20 protein-coding genes are annotated in these 21,264 nt (G+C 57.6%); 6 read left to right on the top strand and 14 right to left on the bottom strand.

What is annotated here, in order from left to right; translation table 11 throughout:
• The first annotated feature begins 107 nt into the window (after positions 1-107).
• A complete protein-coding gene (wrbA, locus tag AQ1_RS14160) occupies positions 108-707 on the top strand; it encodes an NAD(P)H:quinone oxidoreductase (protein WP_042088358.1) in 600 nt (199 codons plus the stop codon).
• 114 nt (positions 708-821) lie between these two features.
• Here wrbA and AQ1_RS14155 read toward each other — a convergent pair whose 3' ends face one another.
• The 7 genes from AQ1_RS14155 to AQ1_RS14125 all read right to left on the bottom strand — a co-directional run bounded on the left by AQ1_RS14155 (position 822) and on the right by AQ1_RS14125 (position 7,731).
• Positions 822-1,460, bottom strand: coding sequence for an OmpW/AlkL family protein (locus AQ1_RS14155; protein WP_042088503.1), 639 nt, complete (start codon positions 1,458-1,460; stop codon positions 822-824).
• Between the two features lie 164 nt (positions 1,461-1,624).
• On the bottom strand, positions 1,625-2,041 hold the full coding sequence (locus tag AQ1_RS14150; protein WP_152550445.1) for a hypothetical protein: 417 nt from the start codon (positions 2,039-2,041) through the stop codon (positions 1,625-1,627).
• Positions 2,042-2,392: 351 nt separating this feature from the next.
• Positions 2,393-2,638, bottom strand: coding sequence for a DUF6460 domain-containing protein (locus AQ1_RS14145; RefSeq protein ID WP_042088354.1), 246 nt, complete (start codon positions 2,636-2,638; stop codon positions 2,393-2,395).
• Positions 2,639-2,742: 104 nt separating this feature from the next.
• Entirely contained in the window at positions 2,743-3,624 is an 882-nt protein-coding gene (locus tag AQ1_RS14140; RefSeq protein WP_150006646.1) for a tetratricopeptide repeat protein, read from the bottom strand.
• 81 nt (positions 3,625-3,705) lie between these two features.
• On the bottom strand, positions 3,706-4,245 hold the full coding sequence (infC, locus tag AQ1_RS14135) for a translation initiation factor IF-3 (RefSeq protein ID WP_042088351.1): 540 nt from the start codon (positions 4,243-4,245) through the stop codon (positions 3,706-3,708).
• A gap of 139 nt (positions 4,246-4,384) precedes the next feature.
• A complete protein-coding gene (gene thrS / locus AQ1_RS14130) occupies positions 4,385-6,337 on the bottom strand; it encodes a threonine--tRNA ligase (RefSeq protein ID WP_042088349.1) in 1,953 nt (650 codons plus the stop codon).
• Positions 6,338-6,540: 203 nt separating this feature from the next.
• Complete coding sequence (locus AQ1_RS14125) at positions 6,541-7,731, bottom strand: glycosyltransferase (protein WP_161760640.1); 1,191 nt, start codon at positions 7,729-7,731, stop codon at positions 6,541-6,543.
• A gap of 43 nt (positions 7,732-7,774) precedes the next feature.
• Between AQ1_RS14125 and AQ1_RS14120 the strand changes: the two genes are divergently transcribed.
• The 4 genes from AQ1_RS14120 (at position 7,775) to AQ1_RS14105 (ending at position 10,837) form a co-directional block, all read left to right on the top strand.
• The gene (locus tag AQ1_RS14120; protein ID WP_042088347.1) at positions 7,775-8,584 is read left to right on the top strand and encodes an alpha/beta hydrolase; all 810 of its coding nucleotides are present in this window, start codon (positions 7,775-7,777) and stop codon (positions 8,582-8,584) included.
• A 185-nt stretch (positions 8,585-8,769) separates the two neighbouring features.
• A complete protein-coding gene (locus AQ1_RS14115; RefSeq protein WP_462687153.1) occupies positions 8,770-9,357 on the top strand; it encodes a sigma-70 family RNA polymerase sigma factor in 588 nt (195 codons plus the stop codon).
• Positions 9,354-10,007 carry a ChrR family anti-sigma-E factor gene (locus AQ1_RS14110; protein WP_042088345.1) on the top strand — a complete coding sequence of 218 codons (654 nt, stop codon included), beginning with the start codon at positions 9,354-9,356 and terminating at the stop codon, positions 10,005-10,007. Before AQ1_RS14115 ends, AQ1_RS14110 begins: the two co-directional genes overlap by 4 nt.
• Positions 10,008-10,018: 11 nt before the next feature.
• Positions 10,019-10,837 (top strand): DUF6134 family protein, encoded by an 819-nt coding sequence (locus tag AQ1_RS14105; RefSeq protein ID WP_042088343.1) that lies wholly within the window; start codon positions 10,019-10,021, stop codon positions 10,835-10,837.
• Positions 10,838-10,865: 28 nt separating this feature from the next.
• On the opposite strand, the gene AQ1_RS14100 is transcribed toward AQ1_RS14105, so the two are convergent.
• From AQ1_RS14100 to AQ1_RS14080, 5 genes are read right to left on the bottom strand one after another with little or no spacing between them, the layout of a single operon-like run.
• The gene (locus AQ1_RS14100; RefSeq protein ID WP_042088341.1) at positions 10,866-12,269 is read right to left on the bottom strand and encodes an MFS transporter; all 1,404 of its coding nucleotides are present in this window, start codon (positions 12,267-12,269) and stop codon (positions 10,866-10,868) included.
• On the bottom strand, positions 12,259-13,515 hold the full coding sequence (locus AQ1_RS14095) for an SAM-dependent methyltransferase (protein WP_081837360.1): 1,257 nt from the start codon (positions 13,513-13,515) through the stop codon (positions 12,259-12,261). Before AQ1_RS14095 ends, AQ1_RS14100 begins: the two co-directional genes overlap by 11 nt.
• Entirely contained in the window at positions 13,512-14,318 is an 807-nt protein-coding gene (locus AQ1_RS14090; RefSeq protein WP_052371317.1) for a DUF1365 domain-containing protein, read from the bottom strand. The genes AQ1_RS14095 and AQ1_RS14090 overlap by 4 nt, the downstream gene beginning before the upstream one ends.
• Positions 14,318-15,691: an NAD(P)/FAD-dependent oxidoreductase gene (locus AQ1_RS14085; RefSeq protein WP_042088340.1), complete on the bottom strand. Its 1,374-nt coding sequence runs from the start codon at positions 15,689-15,691 to the stop codon at positions 14,318-14,320. Before AQ1_RS14085 ends, AQ1_RS14090 begins: the two co-directional genes overlap by 1 nt.
• Positions 15,688-17,178, bottom strand: coding sequence for a cryptochrome/photolyase family protein (locus AQ1_RS14080; protein WP_042088338.1), 1,491 nt, complete (start codon positions 17,176-17,178; stop codon positions 15,688-15,690). The genes AQ1_RS14085 and AQ1_RS14080 overlap by 4 nt, the downstream gene beginning before the upstream one ends.
• A gap of 94 nt (positions 17,179-17,272) precedes the next feature.
• On the opposite strand from AQ1_RS14080, the gene AQ1_RS14075 reads away from it, so the two are divergent.
• Positions 17,273-17,611 carry a DUF1491 family protein gene (locus tag AQ1_RS14075; RefSeq protein WP_042088337.1) on the top strand — a complete coding sequence of 113 codons (339 nt, stop codon included), beginning with the start codon at positions 17,273-17,275 and terminating at the stop codon, positions 17,609-17,611.
• Between the two features lie 21 nt (positions 17,612-17,632).
• Here the strand turns inward: AQ1_RS14075 and purH are convergent, their stop codons facing one another.
• The gene (purH, locus tag AQ1_RS14070) at positions 17,633-19,222 is read right to left on the bottom strand and encodes a bifunctional phosphoribosylaminoimidazolecarboxamide formyltransferase/IMP cyclohydrolase (protein ID WP_042088336.1); all 1,590 of its coding nucleotides are present in this window, start codon (positions 19,220-19,222) and stop codon (positions 17,633-17,635) included.
• Positions 19,223-19,241: 19 nt separating this feature from the next.
• Positions 19,242-21,248 carry a heparinase II/III domain-containing protein gene (locus AQ1_RS14065; protein ID WP_161760638.1) on the bottom strand — a complete coding sequence of 669 codons (2,007 nt, stop codon included), beginning with the start codon at positions 21,246-21,248 and terminating at the stop codon, positions 19,242-19,244.
• Between the last annotated feature and the right edge of the window lie 16 nt (positions 21,249-21,264).

Below are 21,264 nucleotides of genomic sequence, written 5' to 3'. Positions count from 1 at the left end.
CACTGTTTCGTGTGGCAGAATAATGTTTTTATAAATGATGCGATTGTGCGGCCCTTGGCCAAGCCATAAACTGTGATGCAGATGACCATTTTTCACAGGAGCGCAGCATGACCAAAATCCTCGTTTTATATTACAGCATGTATGGACATGTCGAAATCATGGCCAATGAAGTGGCCAAAGGGGCCAGCAGTGTTGAAGGCTGTGAAGTAAGCTTAAAGCGCGTGCCCGAAACCATGCCCGAAGATGCGGCCAGAGGCGCGGGCGCCAAGCTCGATCAGGCAGCGCCTTTAGCCAGCCCTGCCGAATTGGGCGATTATGATGCCATCATCATTGGCACCCCCACACGCTTTGGCAATATGGCTGGCCAGATGCGCACCTTTTTCGATCAAACCGGCGGCCTGTGGGCCAAAGGGGCTCTGGCTGGCAAGGTGGGCAGCGTCTTTACCTCGACCGGCACCGGCGGCGGCAATGAAACCACGATCATCAGCACATGGCTGACTTTGGCGCATCATGGCATGGTTTTGGTGGGCACCCCTTATGCCATTCCTGAATTGACCGATATCAGCGCCGTGCGCGGCGGCTCGCCTTATGGCGCGGCCACCATTGCCGGACCCGATGGTTCGCGGATGCCCAGCGAAGCCGAATTGACGATTGCCCGCTACCAGGGCAGCCATGTGGCGAAAATCGCCGCCAAACTGCACGGCTGAGGCTGGACTGAAATCGGGCTGAGGCTGAACTGAAATCGGGCTGAGGCTGAACATAAAAATCAAGGGCTATGTCCATCAAAGGCACAGCCCTTTTTATTTCTGCGGCAAATGGCTTTAGAATTTATAGCCGACCCCGATCCCGAAAATCCACGGATCGATATCCACATTGGCTTCGATCGCCCCATCATTAAGGGTAACCCGGGTATCGAGAAACAGCTTTTTCATATCGATATTGATCATCCACGGCCCTTTCACGGCGAAATCCGCCCCGGCCTGAAGGGCAATGCCGAAACTGTCGCGTGCCTTCATCTGCGTGACCACGCCGCCTTCCGCTTTATCCTTGATGAACATCGTATAATTCACCCCGGCCCCGATATAGGGTTTGAAATAATCGCCAAATTGCTGGTGATATTGCACCGTAAGGGTGGGCGGCAAAAGCAGCAGTTCGCCCAACTCCAGATCGCCCAAAGCTGTGCCCTTGGCCCGGGCATCATGGGGGGAGACCGCCGCGATCAATTCCACCGCCAGATGATCGGTGATGAAATAGCTCAAATCCAGTTCGGGCATCACCGCATTATCAATCCCAACATCCCCGCCAATGGCGCTGATGGTCGCGCTTTCATCAGGGGCGACCAGAATGGCCCGGCCCCGCAGCAGAAAATCCCCTGCCTTCACCATATCCTGCGCGCTGGCATCGGGCGCACAGATCAAAACCGGCACCATCGCCGCCATTGCCCATATATTCAGTTTCATCACAGATTCCTCTCTTAAAGCCTTCTGGCCATGGCTAAAGCCTTGCCGGCCCATGCAATGACTTTGGTTTAGGGCCTTCCTGATGGCGGCTGTTGATCCATATCAAATAAATGTGAAGTGAAAGATGCGCGTGCTTTTCCGGCAACAGTCGCAGCGGTCAGCCTTCAGCGGCGGACGGAGGTTTCAACGATCAGGAGATTGGCCACGCCTTGGCCCAAAAGGCGATCCGTGGTGCTTTGCAAGATCATCTTGATGATATCCAGATCCACCGATTCGCCCGGGCGGATGAATTGTTCCGACAAATCGGACAGATTGGCGAGATAAGCCGCTTCCAGCCGGGGCATCAGTCGGTTGATTTCGGTTTTCGCCTCGGCATCCGTTGCTGCCAGATTGAGCCGCAGATGAAAACTGCCGCTGACATATCCATCACGCAGCAAGGGCACGGTCATCGGCGTGAGCTCTACATAGATGGGGGCGGCCGCCGCAGCTTCGCCTTTTTTTTCCGACAAAGCCCATGCGGGTAGAGGCGCAAGGGCAACCCAAGCTATTGCGATCATCGCCAGCCATGAAAGAAAGATCATCTTCATCCCATGAGTGTGGCGATCAAATCTTAAAAGAGTATGAGGGACCCACCAGAAGAAAAATTCGCATTTTGCAATGCATTTTGATTTTTATATTCCAAAACTGCCAGACATCCGGGCCTAAAAATTGACTTCATGGCCGAAAGATGGCGAATTTCCGGGCATCATAAATATGGCACGCGATTTGCTATAAAAGATCAGGAGACAACAGACAGACCCTTATTGCGAAGACCGTATTTCAACCCTCAGGTCCGCTCAATCAGGGTTTGCTGCTGTATCTTAAAGTCGAGACTGAACTGGCCGGTCCGGACCCCATCCCGGGCCGGTCATTTCTTTTGCCAAAAGCCGTGATCAACCCCGCCTTTTGCCCAGAACCCGCATCAGGATATAGAGCGGCACCACGATGGCCGCACCCATCAAAACATAGATGAGCAGGCCATCCACCGATTGCCAGCTCCACAGCGCCATTGCCGACAGGCGATTCCATAAGGATTGCCAGAATTCCATCGGCGAAAGACCAGCCACCTTCAAAAACAGGCCCACCAGCAGGCTGGCGAGCACAAGGCCAAGGACCTGTTTCATGGTGATGGATTTCATAAGCCGCCTTTGGATGATCAAATGATAAGAAGCCCCATAAAACACCGTCCTTTCGCCCTTGGCAAGTCAGCAACCGGAGACGATCCGGGAGCCAGGCAAGTCCTTTAAGTCTGTTTAAAAGGTGCCCGCTGATCGGCCAGATCGGCCAATTGCCCTGTGGTGGCCCCGGCGGCATCGGCCTCGAGCAAAATCCGGCTGTCTTCCTGAGCGCGTTGCTCATGAACACTTGTCGCCGCATATAGCAGGGATTGTTTTAAGTGATCGACGGCCAGAGGCCGCAGCCTTGCTTTTCCAAAGCGTAAAAGCAGACGCCCGAATCCGGCATGGATCAGGAGATTATCGGGGTCCTGCTCTAGTGATCGCTGAAACAGATCAATCGCCTGATCGCGATCCGCCCCGAAAAAGAGGCCACCCAGAAAAGATCCGGCCCCCAAAATCACCCGCCCATGCCAAAAGCCGAAAGAGGCCAGCACGCGCGGATCATCGGGATCGATTTCATAAGCTTTTTCCAGAAAACGCTTTGAGGCCATGGCATCAGACAGGCTGCGATTGATTTGCGCCCGCACCCCATAGCTGGCTGCCGCCTGCAGCAGGATTTCGATGGCATCGGCGTCTAACGCCAAAGCCCGATCGGCCCAATCCACAGCCTGTTGAGCGGCCTGCTTTTGCTGATCAGGCTGATCGTCATACATCACCGAAGCCAAAAAAGCGCGCGAGGCCATAACAAACCCGCCCGCACTTTGCATGGCCGTGCCCCGGGCGATTACCGCATCCCACTGCCCCGCATCATAAGCGGCCAGCAGATCATCGGGCAGAAAATGAGAAGGGGATGCGCTATCATCGGCCAATCCCGCATCATCAGGCAGCGCAGGATCAAAGGCGGCCACGCCGCCCGAACCAAAAGCCCCGATCAGCAAAATCAGCCCGATAAGTGCCCGACGGCTCCACGCGAAGACCCTTCGCCCCCTCCGGGGGAAAATGCGCATGAAAAATGACCTCCTTTCGACAAAATTTGCCACAAGAGCCCATTTCCCACGCACATAATCAATCTATCCAGCATCAGGCGATTATTTCGGAGCAATGACCATGGTCATCTGCCGCCCTTCCAGGCGGGGATGCGCCTCAACCTTGGCGACGGCGGAAATATCTTCCTGAACACGCTTCAAAACTTCCATGCCCAAATCCTGATGCGCCATTTCGCGGCCGCGAAAGCGCAAGGTGACCTTCACCTTATCACCGGCATCCAGAAATTTGGTCATAGCTTTCATTTTGGTCTGATAATCATGGACATCGATGCCGGGGCGCATCTTGATTTCCTTGACCTCTTGAATCTTCTGCTTTTTCTTTGCGACATTGGCCTTTTTCTGGGCTTCGTACTTATATTTTCCAAAGTCCAGCACCTTGCATACCGGCGGATCGGCATTGGGCGAAATCTCGACGAGATCAAGCCCCACCTGCCGGGCAACCTGCAAAGCGGTGTTGATATCGACAACACCATGATTATCCCCATCGGGGCCGATCAGGCGCACCTGTGGCACCTTGATACGTTCGTTGATCCGCGGGCCTGTTGGTTTCGGCGGCGGACCGACAAGACGACCTTTACGTATGAGCTTTCCTCCTGCAATGAATATCAGACAAAGCCCACGCTTTGCCTGTCGTCATATCAATGACAGATCGACTATAACCTGTCTGCCACATCTTGGCGAGTGGCCCCCATGCAACAATCCGTCACTAAATTCATAATCTTCAGGGCATGTGTGCTTCAGCAACCAAAAGCGCAAGGGCTTCATCCAAAGCATAGGATGTCTGATCATTCGATCCCAGACGCCTGAGCGAGACTTTGCCCTCTTCCGCCTCGCGCTTGCCCACGACCAGAAGGGCCGGAACCTTGGCCAGACTATGTTCGCGGACCTTATAATTGATTTTTTCATTCCGCAGATCGCTTTCAACCCGCAAACCTGCGGCTTTCAAACGATCCCGCACATGAGCGGCATAATCATCGGCATCCGATGTGATGGTCGCCACCACGGCCTGCACAGGGGAAAGCCACAAGGGGAATTTCCCCGCATAATGTTCGATCAGAATGCCGATGAACCGCTCGAACGAGCCAAAAATCGCCCGATGCAGCATCACCGGACGATGCCGCGCCCCATCTTCGCCCACATAGCTTGCATCGAGCCGTTCGGGCAGCACGAAATCCACCTGCAAAGTGCCGCATTGCCAATCCCGGCCAATGGCATCGGTCAGCACGAATTCCAGCTTCGGCCCGTAAAAGGCCCCCTCGCCGGGATTGAGCTCAACCTCAAGCCCCATGGCCGTGGTGGCATCGCGCAAGGCGGCCTCGGCGCGATCCCAGGTGGCATCATCGCCCGCCCGCTTTTCCGGCCGATCCGAAAATTTCACCCGGACCTTCTCAAATCCCAGATCTTTGTAAACAGCAAAAAGCAGAGTTGAAAAGGCCTCGCTTTCCGAACGAATCTGCTTTTCGGTGCAGAAAATATGGGCATCATCCTGCGTGAAGGCCCGCACCCGCATCAAGCCATGCATCGCCCCCGAAGGTTCATAGCGATGGCATGAGCCAAATTCAGACAGCCGCAAAGGCAGATCGCGATAGCTGTAAAGCCGTTGATTGAACACCTGCACATGGCAAGGGCAATTCATCGGCTTCACCGCCAGTTCGCGCTCTTCAGAGGTCAGCGCATACATATGTTCGGAGAATTTTTCCCAATGGCCGGATTTTTCCCACAGGCTGCGATCCACGATCTGCGGGGTTTTGATCTCGCGATAGCCGGCAGCATCGAGCTTCCGCCGCAAATAGGTTTCAAGGGCGCGATAGATGGTCCAGCCCTTGGGGTGCCAAAAGGCCATGCCTGCGGCTTCTTCCTGAAAATGGAAAAGCTGCATGTCCTTGCCCAAACGCCGATGGTCGCGCTTTTCCGCTTCTTCAATCCGCTCCAGATAGGCACGCAATTCCTTTTTATCGCGCCAAGCGGTGCCATAGATGCGGGTGAGCATTTCATTGCGCTGATCGCCCCGCCAATAGGCCCCGGCCACCTTGGTCAGCTTGAAGGCATCGCCCACCTTGCCCGATGAAGGCAGATGCGGACCCCGGCACAGATCCATCCAGCCATCCCCATGGCGATAGACCGAGATCGTCTCGCTTTCCGGCAGATCTTCAATGATTTCGGCCTTATAATGTTCGCCGATGGACCGGAAATGGGCGATGGCCCGCTCACGATCCCATTCTTCGCGGCGGATCGGCTCATCGCGGGCAACGATCTCATGCATCCGGGCTTCGATCACGGCCAGCTCTTCTTCGGTGAAGGGCTGATCGCGGGCGAAATCATAATAAAAGCCATCCTTGATCACCGGGCCGATGGTCACCTGCGTATCGGGATAAAGCTCTTGAACCGCTTCGGCCAGAATATGCGCGCTATCATGGCGAATCAGCTCCAGCGCATGATCTTCATCGCGGGCGGTGATGATCGACACCGCAGCATCTTTGGTGATCGGTACCGAAAGATCGCGCAAATGGCCATCAATCATGATCGCAAGGGCGGCTTTCGCAAGGCCCGGACCAATGCTGGCGGCCAGATCCGCCCCCGTGACCGGGCCATCGAACTGGCGGCGGCTGCCATCAGGCAAAAGCAGGCTCACAGGGCGGGCATCAGGCCCGGATGCAGCAGAGATATCGTCCATCGAACTTCATTCCATTCAGCCAAATCCATAGGGCCAGAAACATACCGACCCATGATGTTTGGCGATCATCATCTGATTTCGGGCGCAAAAAGATGCGCGCCCCAGCAAAAGGGCACAGCCGCACGAAGCCGGGTTTATAAGTCAGTTTCCCATGATGCGCAAGGCGTTCACCGCCGTTTTCAGCCCGGCTTCAAGGCCTATGATCAGGCCGCCAGCATCCTTTGATAGCGGGCCAGAACCTGCTGGCACATTTCATCCCGGCCAAAGCGGTTCACCATCCGGCTGCGGGTTTTCATGGCAATGGCCAGCCGCGCTTCGGTTTCCAGATCGGCGGCATGAAGCAGGGCTTCGGCCAAAGCCCCGGCATCGCCCGGGTCCACCAGCCAGCCGGTTTCCCCATCCAGCACCGTTTCCCGCGCCCCGCCATGGCGGCTGGCCACCACCGGACGGCCCATCGCCTGGGCTTCCACACACACCCGGCCAAACGCTTCGGGCTGGATCGAGGGCACCGCCACCACATCCGCCAGCATATAGGCGGCGGGCATATCCTCGCAATAACCGGCGAGCCGCACCCGGCCCCCCAGCTTGTGCTTTTCGATCAGAGCTTCAAGCTGGGCGGCCTGCTGGCTTTCGGCAGGCCCGCCGCCTAAAATAAGACAGAACAGATCATCCCGCTTGATCCGCGCCATCGCCTCGATCAGGATTTCAAAGCCATTGCGCGGCAAAAGGCTGCCCGCCGCCAGAATGATCGTGCAGCCATCAGGCAGGCTGTAGCGCCGCGAAAGCTGGATCAGCCTTTGCGCCTTTACCGCTGCCGGATTGAACCGCGCCAGATCGATCCCACGATGGATCACCGAAATCCGGTCGGGGCTCAAATGTCGTTCGGTGCCGATCTGTTCGGCAATGAAATCGGAAATGGCGATGATATGATCCGCATCGGTAAAGGCCCGTTCATAGCGGCGGGCCAGAAACCCCCCATCCGGTGGCCCCAGATCGCTGATCGTGCTGACGCTGTGGCACCCGGCCGCTTTCGCCGCGCGCATGGCGGGCCAGGCAAAAGCCGGGCTACGCACATGCACCAGCTTCACATCATGGGCAGCGATCAGGCGGGCGATCCTGCGCTGCATCAACCGCATGCTGAGCGGATTGGGGCGGGGCAAGGATAAGGGCTCATGCAAAGAGCCCCCAACCAAAGCTTCGGCGAGCAAAGAGCCCGTGCCCGAGGCAATCACCGAACGCCCGCCCTTTTGCACCAGCGCTTTCGCCACATCCACCGCCGAGCGGCCAACGCCATGCGGCTCCAGATCATCAAGAATCTGCAAAACGCAAACGCCTTGCAAATCCGTATCTTCGGAGCGGAGGATAAGGTCGCGCGAGGGGGATGTTCCGGGCATAATCTGTTCCAAATCAAAAAACCCTGGACCATAAGGAGATCCCATGACACCGCCATCCATAGCCCACAGCCCGCATGGCGTCCAGATTGCCTATCACAAGATTGCCGGGAATGAGAACACAGCCGCCCCCAAACAGCCTGCACAGAACGGAGGCACCGCCCCCGGCCTGATTTTTCTGGGCGGTTTTCGATCCGATATGACCGGCACCAAAGCGCTGGCGCTGGAAGCCCACAGCATCGCCCAGGCCCAGACTTTCATCCGTTTCGATTATCGCGGCCATGGGCAATCTTCCGGGCAATTTCACATGAGCACCCTGAGCGATTGGCTGGCCGATAGCCTTTTTGTCATCGACGAATTAAGCACCGGCCCGCAGATTTTGATCGGCAGTTCGATGGGCGGCTGGCTGGCGCTTCTGGCGGCTTTGGCGCGTCCGCAGCGCATCTGCGGCCTGATCCTGCTGGCCCCGGCACCCGATTTCACCGAAAAACTGATGTGGGATCACTTTTCCGAGGAAACCCGGCGCCAGATCATGGAACAGGGCCATTATGCCCAGCCCAGCGCCTATGACCCCGAGCCCACCCTGATCACCCGCAATCTGATCGAGGATGGCCGCAAGCATCTTTTGCTCGACAAACCCATCGATCTTGCGATCCCCATCCGCCTGATCCATGGCGACCGCGACCCCGATGTGCCCTGGCAGCACAGCATCACGCTGATGGACCGCCTGACGAGCGATGATGTGGTGCTGCATCTGATCAAGAACGGCGATCATCGGCTCAGCAGCCCTGCCGATATTGCGCGCCTTAAAGCCATCACCGCAGACCTCAGCGCACAATGCAGGCAACAGGTTTGATCCATAATGATCGCCATTGATCTGATTTTCGCATCCGTTCGTAAGAGCCATCAAGAGCATGAAAAGATTTTTCGCTGTAGAGCCGCGCGATTTTTCGTTAAATGGAGACAGACGTGCCCGGATATGCGGAGAGCAACGCTGACCGTTTCAGACAGACCAGAAAGCCAGTTCATCTGGCCCCGATCATGATGCGCGGCCTGTCTTCACAGAGCCGTCCACGGCCGGATGATGTGCATCTTGTGGCGCTGATCACGGCCATCGCCGCAGAGCGGTCGCGGGCAGCATTTGCCGAGCTTTTCCGCGCCTTTGCGCCCCGGCTGAAAGCCTATGTGATGCGCGCGGGAGCCGATGGCCGCATGGCCGAGGATGTGGTGCAGGAAGCGATGATCGCGGTCTGGCGCAAAGCCGATAGTTTCAATCCTGAAAAAGCATCGGTTTCCACATGGATCTTTACCATCGTGCGAAACAAGCGAATCGATTATCTGCGCCGGGAAGCCCGGCCCGATCTGAAGCCATCCGATTTTCTGCATCTGGAAAATGATCAGACCCATGCCGATGACGAGATCGATGGCCAGCAAACCGGAGACAGCATTCAGGAAGCGCTGGCCGGCCTGCCTTTGGAACAGGCGCAGGTTCTGGAACTCGCCTATTTCGAGGATAAATCGCATCGCGAAATCGCCGAACAACTCAATCTGCCTTTGGGCACAGTCAAATCCCGCATCCGTCTGGCGCTCGCCCGGATGAAAGGGTCGATATCGGATATGGCATCATGAATTTGAACCGTCTTTCAGATGAAGTGCTGGTGGATTATGCCTCGGGCGCAGCCCCCGAGCCGGTGGCTTTGGCCATTGCCACCCATATGAGCCTCAATGCTGAAGCCCGCCGCGATTATGAACAGATGAACCATCTGGGCGGTGCTCTTTTGATGTCGATTGATGAAGAAGCGGTGAGCGATCATCTGCTCGATGATCTGCTGGCGCGTCTTGATGAGCCGGAAGCGGCGCAATCCCCAAGCCCCGCATTCGATGCCCAGACAAAAGCCATCGTGCCCCAGCCCCTGCTGCCCTATCTGCGGGCCTCGCTCGATGATCTGCCATGGCAGAAGGTTTATAACGGGGTTGAGGAATATCGTTTTGAAACGACCCTGCCGGGCTATAAATCCGCTTTATTGCGGATTGCACCGGGCAAGCCCATGCCGCTGCACAGCCATCGCGGGCCGGAATATACCGTGGTGCTGGATGGGGCTTATTATGATCAGGGCGTGCGCCTGGGGCGGGGTGATCTGTGTGAAGCCGATGGCCATGATCAGCATCGCCCCATCGCCGATGACAAAGACGGCTGCCTGTGCCTGATCGTGCTCGATGCACCGATCCGGCTTTCGGGACTTTTGGGGATCGTGCTTAATCCGTTCCTGAAAAATTAAAGGGTGAGACCATGTTGCGTCGTCGCTTTTTAAGCCAGGCGGCCGGGCTTGCCGCCGCCGCTCCCATCATTACCCTTCATGGCCCATCGGCTTTTGCCGATCCGGCAGGCGATGATGGCTTTTGGCTGTTTGATGACCGAAGCGCCATTCCGGCACAGATCGCCTTTGATATCATCCGCAAAGGGGACCGGATCGGCGAGCATATCATCGCTTTCACCCCCACCGAACAGGGCCTGCAGGTGGATGTGGATATTCGCATCAAGGTGAAATTTCTGTTCATCACGGCCTATTCCTATCACCATCAGATCCGCGAACATTGGGTGGGGGATCGCCTGCAATCCTATGCAACCCGCACCCGGGATAATGGCAAGGATCTGGACGCCCATGGTCAGATCATGGGGGATGATTTTGAACTGACCGATGCCACCGGGGCGGTGCACCGGGTGCCCCACAACACCCTTCTCACCAGCTATTGGCATCCCGATACCCGCACGGCAAGCCGGCTCATCAACAGCCAAACCGGCGCACCAATGGATGTGCGGCTGGTGCCGGTGCAAAAGGATGATCCGCTGATCGCCCCCTGGGGCGAGGTGCGGGCCGACAAGCTGCGGGTGGAAGCCGACCGCCAATGGTATTTATGGATCGATTCCATGGGTTGTCTTTTCGATATTGCCTTCACCGGCAAGGATGGGACCGAAATCCGCTATGAACTCAAACGCCATCTCGATCCCCAAACAGCCCCGTGGATCAATGATGCCCCCCTGCTTTCCCCTTATGTGAATAATCCCATGCTGGCCCGCCAGCAAAGCAGCCCTTCAGGCCAAGGCTGAGATCACAAACAAAATTCACTGGCGGGATTCAGGGGCGGGTGGCGGCCAGTTTCTGGCGCAGGCCCCGATGCTCGGTTTCATCCAGATGAAAGCCGCGCATCAGCCAGATGGCCAAGCCCTTGAAAAGGGCGGGAACAAGGGCATACATCACCGCCACCACCAACAGCGCCGAGGATGAATTGGCGGCCCCCAGCTTTTCATCGAAACCGGAAAGCCCAAGGGCAAACAGCCCCGCCGCCCCGGCCAAAGCCCATGACAGCTTGTAGATCATCGATAAAAGCGAGAAAAAAAGCCCCGCCCGCTCGACCCCGGAATAAACCTCATCCAGATCCACCACATCCGCTGCCATCGCCGGCGGCAGGAAAAAATCGGCGCCCAAACAAAAGCCGGTGATCACAACCAAAGCCAGATAGATCTGATGATCCGCAGGGCCCAGAAAGGCCACAGGCACAAAGGCCGCCGCCGCGATCCCCATAGCCAGCATCCATGTGCGATCCTTGCCCAAGGTTTTGGATAGGCGAGTCCATAAAGGCACGCCCAGAATGCCGCATAAAAAATAGATCATGATATAAAACCCCACATCATTGGGGGCATCAAGCACCGCCTGCACATAATAGATGAATAATGTGGGCGGCAGGCCATTGGCGATCCCATTGATGAGAAAAGCCCCCGACAACCGCTTTAGGGGGCCATTGCGGGCCAGATCACGCAGATCATACCAGCTTTGCCGTGGACGATGGCCCGGCTGACGGGGATCAGGCACAAAAACAAGCGCCAGCCCCACGGTGATCGGCAGCGCAATAAGCAGGCCAATCCCCAAAAGCCTGAAAGCCGCGCCGATATCATCCCCGGCCAGATTGAGATCGCCGCCCATCGCGCTCACCGCCTGCACGAGCAGGGCCAAAGCCGCCACCGTTCCCAAAAGGGAAAAGCCTTCGCGAAAAGCCGAAATGCGCGCCCGTTGATGATAATCGCCCGAAATCGCCACCGACCAGGCATTCAGGGGCAGGGCCATCATCGTCCACCCCAGAAACAAGAGCATGGTCCATAAACCAAGGCGGATGGGCGATATGCCCGGTTCGGCAAACAGCACCATCACAATCCCCAGCATGGCCACGGGCAGGCCAGCCAAAAGCCATGGCCTGCGCCGCCCCAAAGGCAGGCGGGTGCGATCCGATAAGATGCCGATCAGGGGATCGGTGAACACATCCCAAAGCCGGGTTACGAGAACCAAAATCCCGGCAGTGGCAAATTCGATTCCTAAATGCAATTTATAATAATAGGGGAAAAAGCCGATCAGCAGCAAAAGCGCATAAAGCGGCAAGGCCGGTGCCCCATAAGCCAGCAAAAGCGAAACCGGCACCGCCGCCGATTTTTCCAAGGGAGAGGCGCGGGCTGCACCCTCCGCCGCCTTATCAGGCTCAATCGCCATCGCGGGTCAGCGCCAATTGGACGACATCAATGCTGCCACCGCGAAAGCCGCCCTCGCAATAGGCCAGATAAAAGCTCCATAAACGGCGGAACATCTCATCAAAGCCTTCGGGCAGGGCCCCGCGTTCAAATTGCTCGTTAAAGCGCAATCGCCACAAAGCAAGGGTTTGGGCATAGCTATCGGCAAAGCCCATCATGTCTTTCAACACCAGCCCGGCATGGGCCACTTCATGCTTCAAAGCCGAAACGGTGGGCAGCATCCCGCCGGGGAAAATATAGGTTTGGATGAAATCGGCGCTTTTGCGATAGGCGGGGAAAAGCTTTTCATCGATGGTGATGATCTGCAATCCGGCTCGCCCACCCGGCTTCAAAACCCGATGCAGGGTTTCAAAATAAACCGGCCAATAGGCTTCGCCCACGGCTTCAAACATTTCGATCGAAACCACATGATCATAGCGGCCGGTTTCATCGCGATAATCGCGCAAAACAAATTCCACCTGATCGGATAGGCCAAGGCGGGCCATGCGATCATTGGCAAAATCAAGCTGTTCGCGGCTCAATGTGAGACCGGTGACGCGGGCCCCGCGTTCTTTCGCCGCAATCTCGGCAAAGCCCCCCCATCCGGCCCCGATTTCAAGAATATGCTCGCCCGGCTTCACATCGATAACATCAAGAAGCCTGCGATATTTGCACAATTGCGCGGCTTCCAGATCCTGTTCGCCGGCTTTGAACAGGCCCGATGAATAGGTCATGGTTTCATCGAGCCAGGGGCTGTAAAAGGCATTGCCCAGATCATAATGAAACGCGATATTCTTGCGCGCCCGGCTGCGGCTGTTGGCCCGCAAAAGATGCCGCATCCGATCCAAGAGGCGCAGCGCCAAAGAGCCGCGCAAATGATGGGCCATACTATCACGATTGACCGAGGCAAGCGCGCAGACCGCTGCCAGATCCGGAGTTTCCCAATCGCCATCGATATAAGATCGGGCAAAGCCAAGGGCCCCGCCGGTGGCCATCCGCCCCAAAGCCCGCCAATGCAGGATATGAAAAACCGCCGCCGGACCGGGCTCGGATCCGGTAAACAGATGGCTGCTGCCATCGGGCAGAATGAGCCGCGCCGATCCCTTCAAGAGCCTGCCTTCGGCCATCGCGAATAACCGTTCCGCACCATTGGTTTTACTGATCAGCCAATCGAGGGGGGAGTGCCCCGCCCGCTTCACCCGCTTAGCCCTGATGCCGTGATCGGTCATTTCATCCCCCCTTCATGACGATAAACCGGCGCGCCCTTGCGCCATAATCGCAGCGCTTCCCAATGTATGGCTGTGATGACTTTAAGGGTCATCAGCGGGTGCGTCACCAACCGTTTGGCCAAAACCGCATCGCACAGCTTTTCACGGCGGCCATTTTGCACGGCCAGCAGATGTTCGGTGGCATTGGAATGATCGATGGCAATCATCAAACGATCATCGGGGGGGTGGATGCGAAAACGATAGCGCCCGCTGATCGCCAGAAAAGGCGAGACATAAAAGCGTTTATCACACGCCTGTTGGACCAGCGATGCCCGCTGCTGCGGATCATCCACCGGCAAGACATAGCAATGACGCTCGCCAAAGGTATTGGACACCTGATGGATGAGGGCGACCAAAGCCCCCGCCCGATCATAGCAGAAATACACCGCCAAAGGATTGAACACATAGCCAAACAGGCGGGGAAAACACAGCAATCCGATCCGATCCGCTTCCAGCCCCTTGGCGGCAAGGCATTGCTGCGCCCAGGCTTTCAGGCCCGCGCCGCCCGCCCCTTCGTCCTTTGCCCCATGCACTTCGCCCTTTGCCCCAGGCACTTCGCCCTTTGCCAAAGGCCCTTCACCATGATCCTTGTCATGAAAGCTGAAGATATTGAAGCGGTTATGGGAAAATAAGCGGAGCCGTGCGGCCAGCGCGGGTAGTTCATCAAGATCGAGAAACAAGGAAAAAACGGCATAGGAAAAGCGATGCCGCACGGGGCTGAGGCGGCGATGCATCACATGACCTGTATAAAGCGCCGATTGCATCACACTGCCTCATGATAAGGTACCATGGCCCCATGATCGGGGGCCGCCGCATCGGCTTTCACCCAAGGGGCATCAATACCGAAATCACGCGCCACCGCAAGGGCGGAGGCCAGCCCGTCTTCATGGAAGCCATGGCCGAAATGCGCCCCGCAAAACCACAGGCCGCCCATGCCCTGTAATTGGTGAAGCTGCTGTTGGGCCATCAGGGCTTCGCGCGAATATTGCGGATGATCATAGGCGATTTCCGCCAGAATATCCCGTGGTTCCTGATGCGGGTTCAAGGTAACGAACAGATCATGGGCCGGGTCCAGATTTTGCAGCCTGTTCATCCAATAAGTGAGCAACAGCTTTTCCCCATCCCCATCTCCCTTGCGGCTGAGATAATTCCAGCTAGCCCAGCAGCGCCGGGTGCGGGGCATCCATGTGCGATCCCGATGCAAAACCGCCCGATTGGGCACATATTGAAAGGCCGAAAGCAGGCGCTGTTCCATGGCGCTGGGGCGATCGATCACCGCCAGAGCCTGATCGGCATGGCAGGCCAGCACGGCACTGTCATAGCGTTCAGGGGCGCAGCCCTCGGCCTTCACCCATATGCCATCTTCACTGCGGGCAATATTCAAAACCCGCGCGCCTTTGCGGGTTTCTCCTTTGAAAGCGGCATTCAAGGCCGCCACATAAACCCGGCTGCCCCCGGCGATCGTCCGCCAGCGAGGACGATTTCTGAGCTTGAACAGGCCATGATTTTCAAAAAAGCGCACAAAGCTGGCCGCCGGAAAATCCAGCACCTGCTCGATGGGGGTGGACCAGATCGCCGCCGCCATCGGTAGAATATGGCCCCGGGTGAGACCCGCCGAACAGCCAAAGCGCACCAGCAGATCATGCAGGGTCATATGGCTTAAATCATGGCTTTGGGAAAAGGCGATGATCTGTCGATAAAACTGCACGATATCCATCAGCATCCGCCAATGGCCGGGGCGCAACAGATTCCGCCGCTGGGCAAACAGGCCCGATAATCCCTGCCCGCTATATTCCATCCGGCCATTATCGAGGGACACGGCAAAAGACATATCCGAAGGCTGGCTGGCCACCCGCAAATGATCGAGAAGGGCCGTGAAATGGGGATAATTATGATCATTGAACACGATAAAGCCGGTATCCACCGGCTGTTCGCGCCCATCCATACTCACATCAAGGGTATTGGCATGGCCGCCAATCCGCTGATCCTGCTCATAAAGCACCACATCATGGCGATCCGATAGAAGCCACGCGGCGGCGGCCCCCGAAATGCCCGCGCCAATCACCGCAATGCGGCCACGGGGAAATAAATCATCCGGGCTTTGCAGTTTCGATGCCAGAAAGCGTGAGGAGATCATAAGCCTGTTTTCACTTTCTCATAACCCGCCAGCGCCCGGGCCCGGGCCTTGCGATGATCGATCATGGGATGGGGATAGCTTTGCCCCAAAGAAACACCAGCCGCCTGCAGGATCATCGGCGGGGCTTCCCAGGGGGCATGGATATATTCGGCAGGCAGATCGGCCAGTTCGGGCACATAGCGGCGCACATATTGGCCTTCGGGATCAAAGCGCTGGCCTTGCGTGATGGGATTGAAAATACGGAAATAAGGCGAGGCATCGGGGCCCGACCCCGCCACCCATTGCCAGCCCATGCTGTTATTGGCGAGGTCCGCATCCACCAATGTATCCCAAAACCAGCGCTCTCCCTGTCGCCAATCGATCATCAGATGCTTGATCAAAAAGCTGGCCGTGATCATCCGCACCCGATTATGCATAAAGCCCGTGTGCCATAATTCGCGCATCCCGGCATCAACGATGGGATAGCCGGTTTGGCCCCGCTGCCACGCACGTAAATGATCCTCATTCTCGCCCCATGGAAAAGATTGAAATTGTGGGCGCATCGGCTGATCGGGCAGATCGGGAATCATTGCCAGCAGATGACCGGCGAAATCCCGCCAGCCCACTTCCCGCAGAAAGGCCCAAACGCCTTTTTCCACGGTCCCGGCGCGATCAGTATCCGCCCGCTCACAGGCCATCTGCGCCCGATGCCAAATCTGGCGCGGGCTGATTTCACCGAAATGCAGATGCGGCGATAAGGATGAGGTGAAGGCTTCAGCCGGAAAATCCCGCCCGTGTTTGTAATGGGCCACCGCATCATCGAGAAAATCATCGAGGCGGGCCGCCGCCGCGTCTTCGCCAATGCCATAAGAATGAAGCCAGCGCTGGCTAAGACCCGCCGCCCAATCCACCCGAGGCAACAAGGATAAATCGTTCAGATCAAGGCTTGAATGCCGATCCGTTGGGGGGGCAAACACCCCTCTTTCGGGCGCGGGTAAAGGCGCATCGGGCTCCGGCGCTTTCAGCACGGCTTTCCAGAATTGGCTGAACACCTTATAGCCGCCGCCCTGCTGGGTGCGGATGCTGCCCGGCGGATGCAAAAAGGCCCCATCATGAAGCAGCAGGGGCACCGGCAGGGATTTCGCCAGATGATGATCCAAAGTGCGGGCATAAGGCTCGATCATGCGGGTGGCATGAAGGGCGGTGGCCCCGCTTTGCGCCACCAGATCCATCAACTGCGCGGCAGGGTCGCCCTGGCGGATAATCAATCGGCCCCCGCACTTTTCCAGATCACGGCCAAGGCTTTGAAGGCTGTGATGAAGCCACCAGCGGCTGGCCGACCCCATGGCCCAACCGCTATCATCGGGCTGGTTTTGATCCCATATATAAACGGCGATCACCGGCCCGCCCTGGGCCATGGCCTGACCAATGGCCGCCTGCAAAGCCGGATGATCAGACAGGCGCAAATCCTGCCGGAACCACAAAAGAACAGGTCGATCCTGTTTCATATCACCCTTGAATTATCTTTCGAGCCGATGAGGCTTTGCTTATTATGGAAGCATTACGCGCCAAAGAGCGCCCAAGATCACCGGATTTGAAAAGATGCTGCAGCCGCGATTGAAAGCCGAGCTTTGGGTGAAAGCCCATATTCGCCGCTGTCAGGTGGCGGGGCTGGATGCCTTTTTGCGCCATCGCGGGGATCGGGATGCGGGTACGGTTTTATTAAAAATCAATGGCCTGGGGCGCGGCTCGATGCTTTTAGAGCCGATCATCGCCATGGATGGGGGCCGAGCCTGGATGAAATCGAGCGGCCCCCGGCCCGCAGATGATGCCCTGATCGAAGGCATGATCGAAAAGCGCCTGCAGCGCGATAGCGATCTGTGGGTTCTGGAAATCGAAGACCCAAAAGATCGCCATGAACTGGATGATCCGATCCTTTAGGGTTTCCGGCGGTTTCTGCCTTCAATGGCGGAAATGGCGCATCCCGGTCAAAACCATGGCAAGGCCCGCTTCATCGGCGGCCTTGATCACCTCATCATCGCGCATCGAGCCGCCGGGCTGGATCACCGCTGTTGCCCCCGCCTCGGCGGCGGCCAAAAGGCCATCGGCAAAGGGGAAAAAGGCATCGGATGCTACCACCGATCCCGCCGCCCATGTTTCCTGATCCCCTGCCGCTTCGGCGGCTTCGGCAGCGCGGATGGCCGCGATCCGGCTGGAATCCCGGCGGTTCATCTGGCCCGCGCCAATCCCCACCGTCATCCCATTGCGGGCATAGACGATGGCATTGGATTTCACATGCTTTGCCACCGTGAAGGCAAAGAGCAGGTCATCGATTTCCGCATCCGTAGGCGCCCGCTTTGTCACGACCTTCAGATCCTTTGCGGTGATCATCCCGCGATCATGATCTTGCAATAAAAAGCCGCCCGAAATCTGCCGCCATGTCATCATCGGCTGTTTGGGATCGATCAGACCTTCGCTGAGCAAAAGCCGCACATTCTTCTTGCTGGCCAGAATATTGCGGGCTTCATCGCTGATAGCCGGGGCGATCACCACTTCGGTAAAGACCTTGACGATTTCGCTCGCCGTTTCCGCATCAAGACGATGATTGAGCGCCACAATGCCGCCAAAAGCGCTGACCGGATCACAGCTTAGGGCTTTCAGATAGGCTTCATGCATCGTGCGGCCCATAGCCACCCCACAAGGATTGGCATGTTTGATGATCGCCACCGCCGGTTCGGTGTGGCTCAATTCGCTCACCAGCAGAAAAGCGGCATCGGTATCATTGAGATTATTATAGCTCAATTCCTTGCCCTGAAGCTGCCGGGCGGTGGCGATGCCGGGCCGGGGATCGGCAGGGTTGCGATAAAGGGCGGCTTTCTGATGGGGATTTTCGCCATAGCGCAAAACGCCAGACAGGCTCGCCGAAAGGGTTTGACGTTGGGGAAAAAGCTGATCCGTTTGCTGGGCAAACCATGTAGCAATGGCCGCATCATAGGCGGCCGTGCGGGCAAAAGCCGCCGCCGCCAAACGCCGCCTGAGCGCAAGGGTGGTGCCGCCTTCCTGATCGGCCAGTTCATCGAGAAGATCATCATAATCGGCCACATCCGTGACCACCGTCACGGCCTGATGATTTTTCGCCGCCGAACGGATCATCGCCGGGCCGCCGATATCGATATTTTCGATGCACACTTCAAATGATGCGCCCTTCTCCACCGTCGCTTCAAAGGGATAGAGATTGATCACCACCAGATCGATCGGCTCGATGCCATGGGCATCCATCGCGGCACGGTGGGTGGCATCATCGCGCACCCCCAAAAGCCCGCCATGCACGCGCGGATGCAGGGTTTTCACCCGGCCATCAAGCATTTCGGGAAAGCCGGTATAATCAGCCACTTCGGTGACAGCGATCCCGGCATCACGCAGATTTTTCGCCGATCCCCCGGTCGATAAAATCACCACGCCCCGCGCCGCCAGTGCCTGCCCTAATTCGATCAGCCGGGATTTATCGGAAACAGAAACAAGCGCCCGGCGGATGGGGATGATATCATTCATGATGGAAATCCTTATGGGATCATGGCCTGCTGGAAAGGGTTGGATCAGGGGGGGTTATGGTTTTATCGCCGGGCGGGCGAGCCGCGCTCAATCGCTCGAAACGCCAATGAACCGGGCGACCAGCAGCCCCCTTTACCACCCCTTGGCCACCAAAACGACCGGTGATAACGATCTGCTGACAGCGCACCGGCTGGCCCGCCTCCATATAAACGCTTTCTTCCAAAATCAGTTCGGAATCGAGATCATCGGCATCAAGGTCATCAGGATTGAGATGAAACAACCAGCCATGACGATGGGATAAACGCAATAAAACCGCCCGCCCCCCTTGGGTGATCGATGCGCTGACAGCCGGATGCAGATGAAAGCGGATATGAAAGGGCAATCCCCCCCGGGGCAGGCGGCCATGGGCCACGCACAGATCCGTTCCATCCAGCCGATCCCCCCGGCGGCTCAGGCTAAGGCGGCGCTGATGATCCACCTTCAGGCGGCGGCGATAACCATCATGGCGGGCGGTGATGCTCAGGGCATCGGGCTGTTCCACCCGCTCCAATTCGATATGGCTCACCCCTTCGCCCAGATGATCATTGCGGATGCGGGTGGAATTTTTATCCATCAAAATCAGGGTCGAATGGGCTGCGGTGGTGCGCACCAAAGCCCCCAGATCGGCGGCATAGGGGTCGGTTCGCTCATCGCCCCCTTGATCCGCCGATTTGTGGGATGTAGGCGCGCGCGCCACCGGGCCGATATTAACCACCAAAGGATCGGGGCCATCTGCCAGTTCAAAAGACAGCGTCCCGGCATGGGCGCGATGGCTCATAGCCATGGGGGCGGCGGGCATGGCATCGAAAATCACCAGCGTTTGCCGCGCATTAAGGCGCATCAGGCCGCTATAGGGCGCATTCGTCAATGCCCGGCCATGGGCTGCCGATTGCGCCAAAATCAGATCGATCAATTCGGGCGGTTCACCCCCCGCCCCATTGATATGCGCCAGGCGGCCATCGGCATGGCGCAAGGCACGCAAAAATGGCCCCATGCGATCAAGGCATTGTTGCAGATAGGCCGGGCTTTCTTCCTGCCGATCATCATAGGCATGGCGCAGGATCACCAGCAGCTTCATCACCACCAGAAGATCTTCAGGCCGCCGGCTGATGGGGCCGCCATCGGCCAGCACGAACCGATCCAGCACCCGGCGCAACGCGGCCTCGCCCCTGAGCCGCCATGCTTTGCCATGGGGCAGATAAAGCCCGCACAAAATCAGACCTGAGGCCGCATGAACACGGGGCAGGCCATCGACGCTATCCCCCAAAACCCGCATCAGATGCCGTGCCTGACGCGCCATGCTGTTGAGCACCGCGCTGCGATAGACCAGATCATGGCTCGATAAAATGAGGGGGGCATGGATCAGCCAGTGGCGCAGGCGTTCGGCCAATAAAGGGGCAGACCAGGCCTCCGAGTGATAGCGGCCAAAAGCATCCAGCCAGCCGCGCATCAAAAGCTCGGCCACCACCCGGGCGCGCTTTTGATCCTTGATCATCGCCAGATCCGCCAGCCATGAAAAGCCCAAAGCCTTGTGCGATAAAGCCGGACTCCGCGCCGCCCGGCGCCAGAAATCAGGCTGCTCGATCCCCAGCCGGGCCCCCTGCCGACCCCCATGGGCGATCAAAACACCTTCATGCAAAGCGGCACCGGCTGTGGCATCGCCGGGAAAGGGATCCACGGGGCACCCCAACAGCTTTAAAGGGTGCCGCCCCCGCAACCGCCAATCATAAAAGCGGCTGGCATAGGCTTTCTGGCGCACGGCCCGCCACAGGCGCGCCCCCAGATCATCGAACAATCCGGGCGAAGGCATCCGCACCAGATGGCGCTGTTCGCGCAGCATCTCTTTGTCTTGAGACGGGGTTTTGTCAGGGGTTTCAGCAGGCAAGGATTGAGCTGCGGCCTCGGCCACCGGCTTGGCTGCGGACGGCCCGGAAGAAGGATGTGCAGGCGGCTTTACAGGCGGATTTGAAGACGGTGAGACAGCCATATGCACAAACGCCTTT

The sequence above is a fragment of the Iodidimonas nitroreducens genome, from assembly GCA_000710935.1.
GTDB classification, from domain to species: domain Bacteria; phylum Pseudomonadota; class Alphaproteobacteria; order Sphingomonadales; family Rhodothalassiaceae; genus Iodidimonas; species Iodidimonas nitroreducens.
The sequence above is the reverse complement of the archived record's forward strand: the minus strand, read 5'-3'. Positions and strand labels throughout refer to the sequence as shown.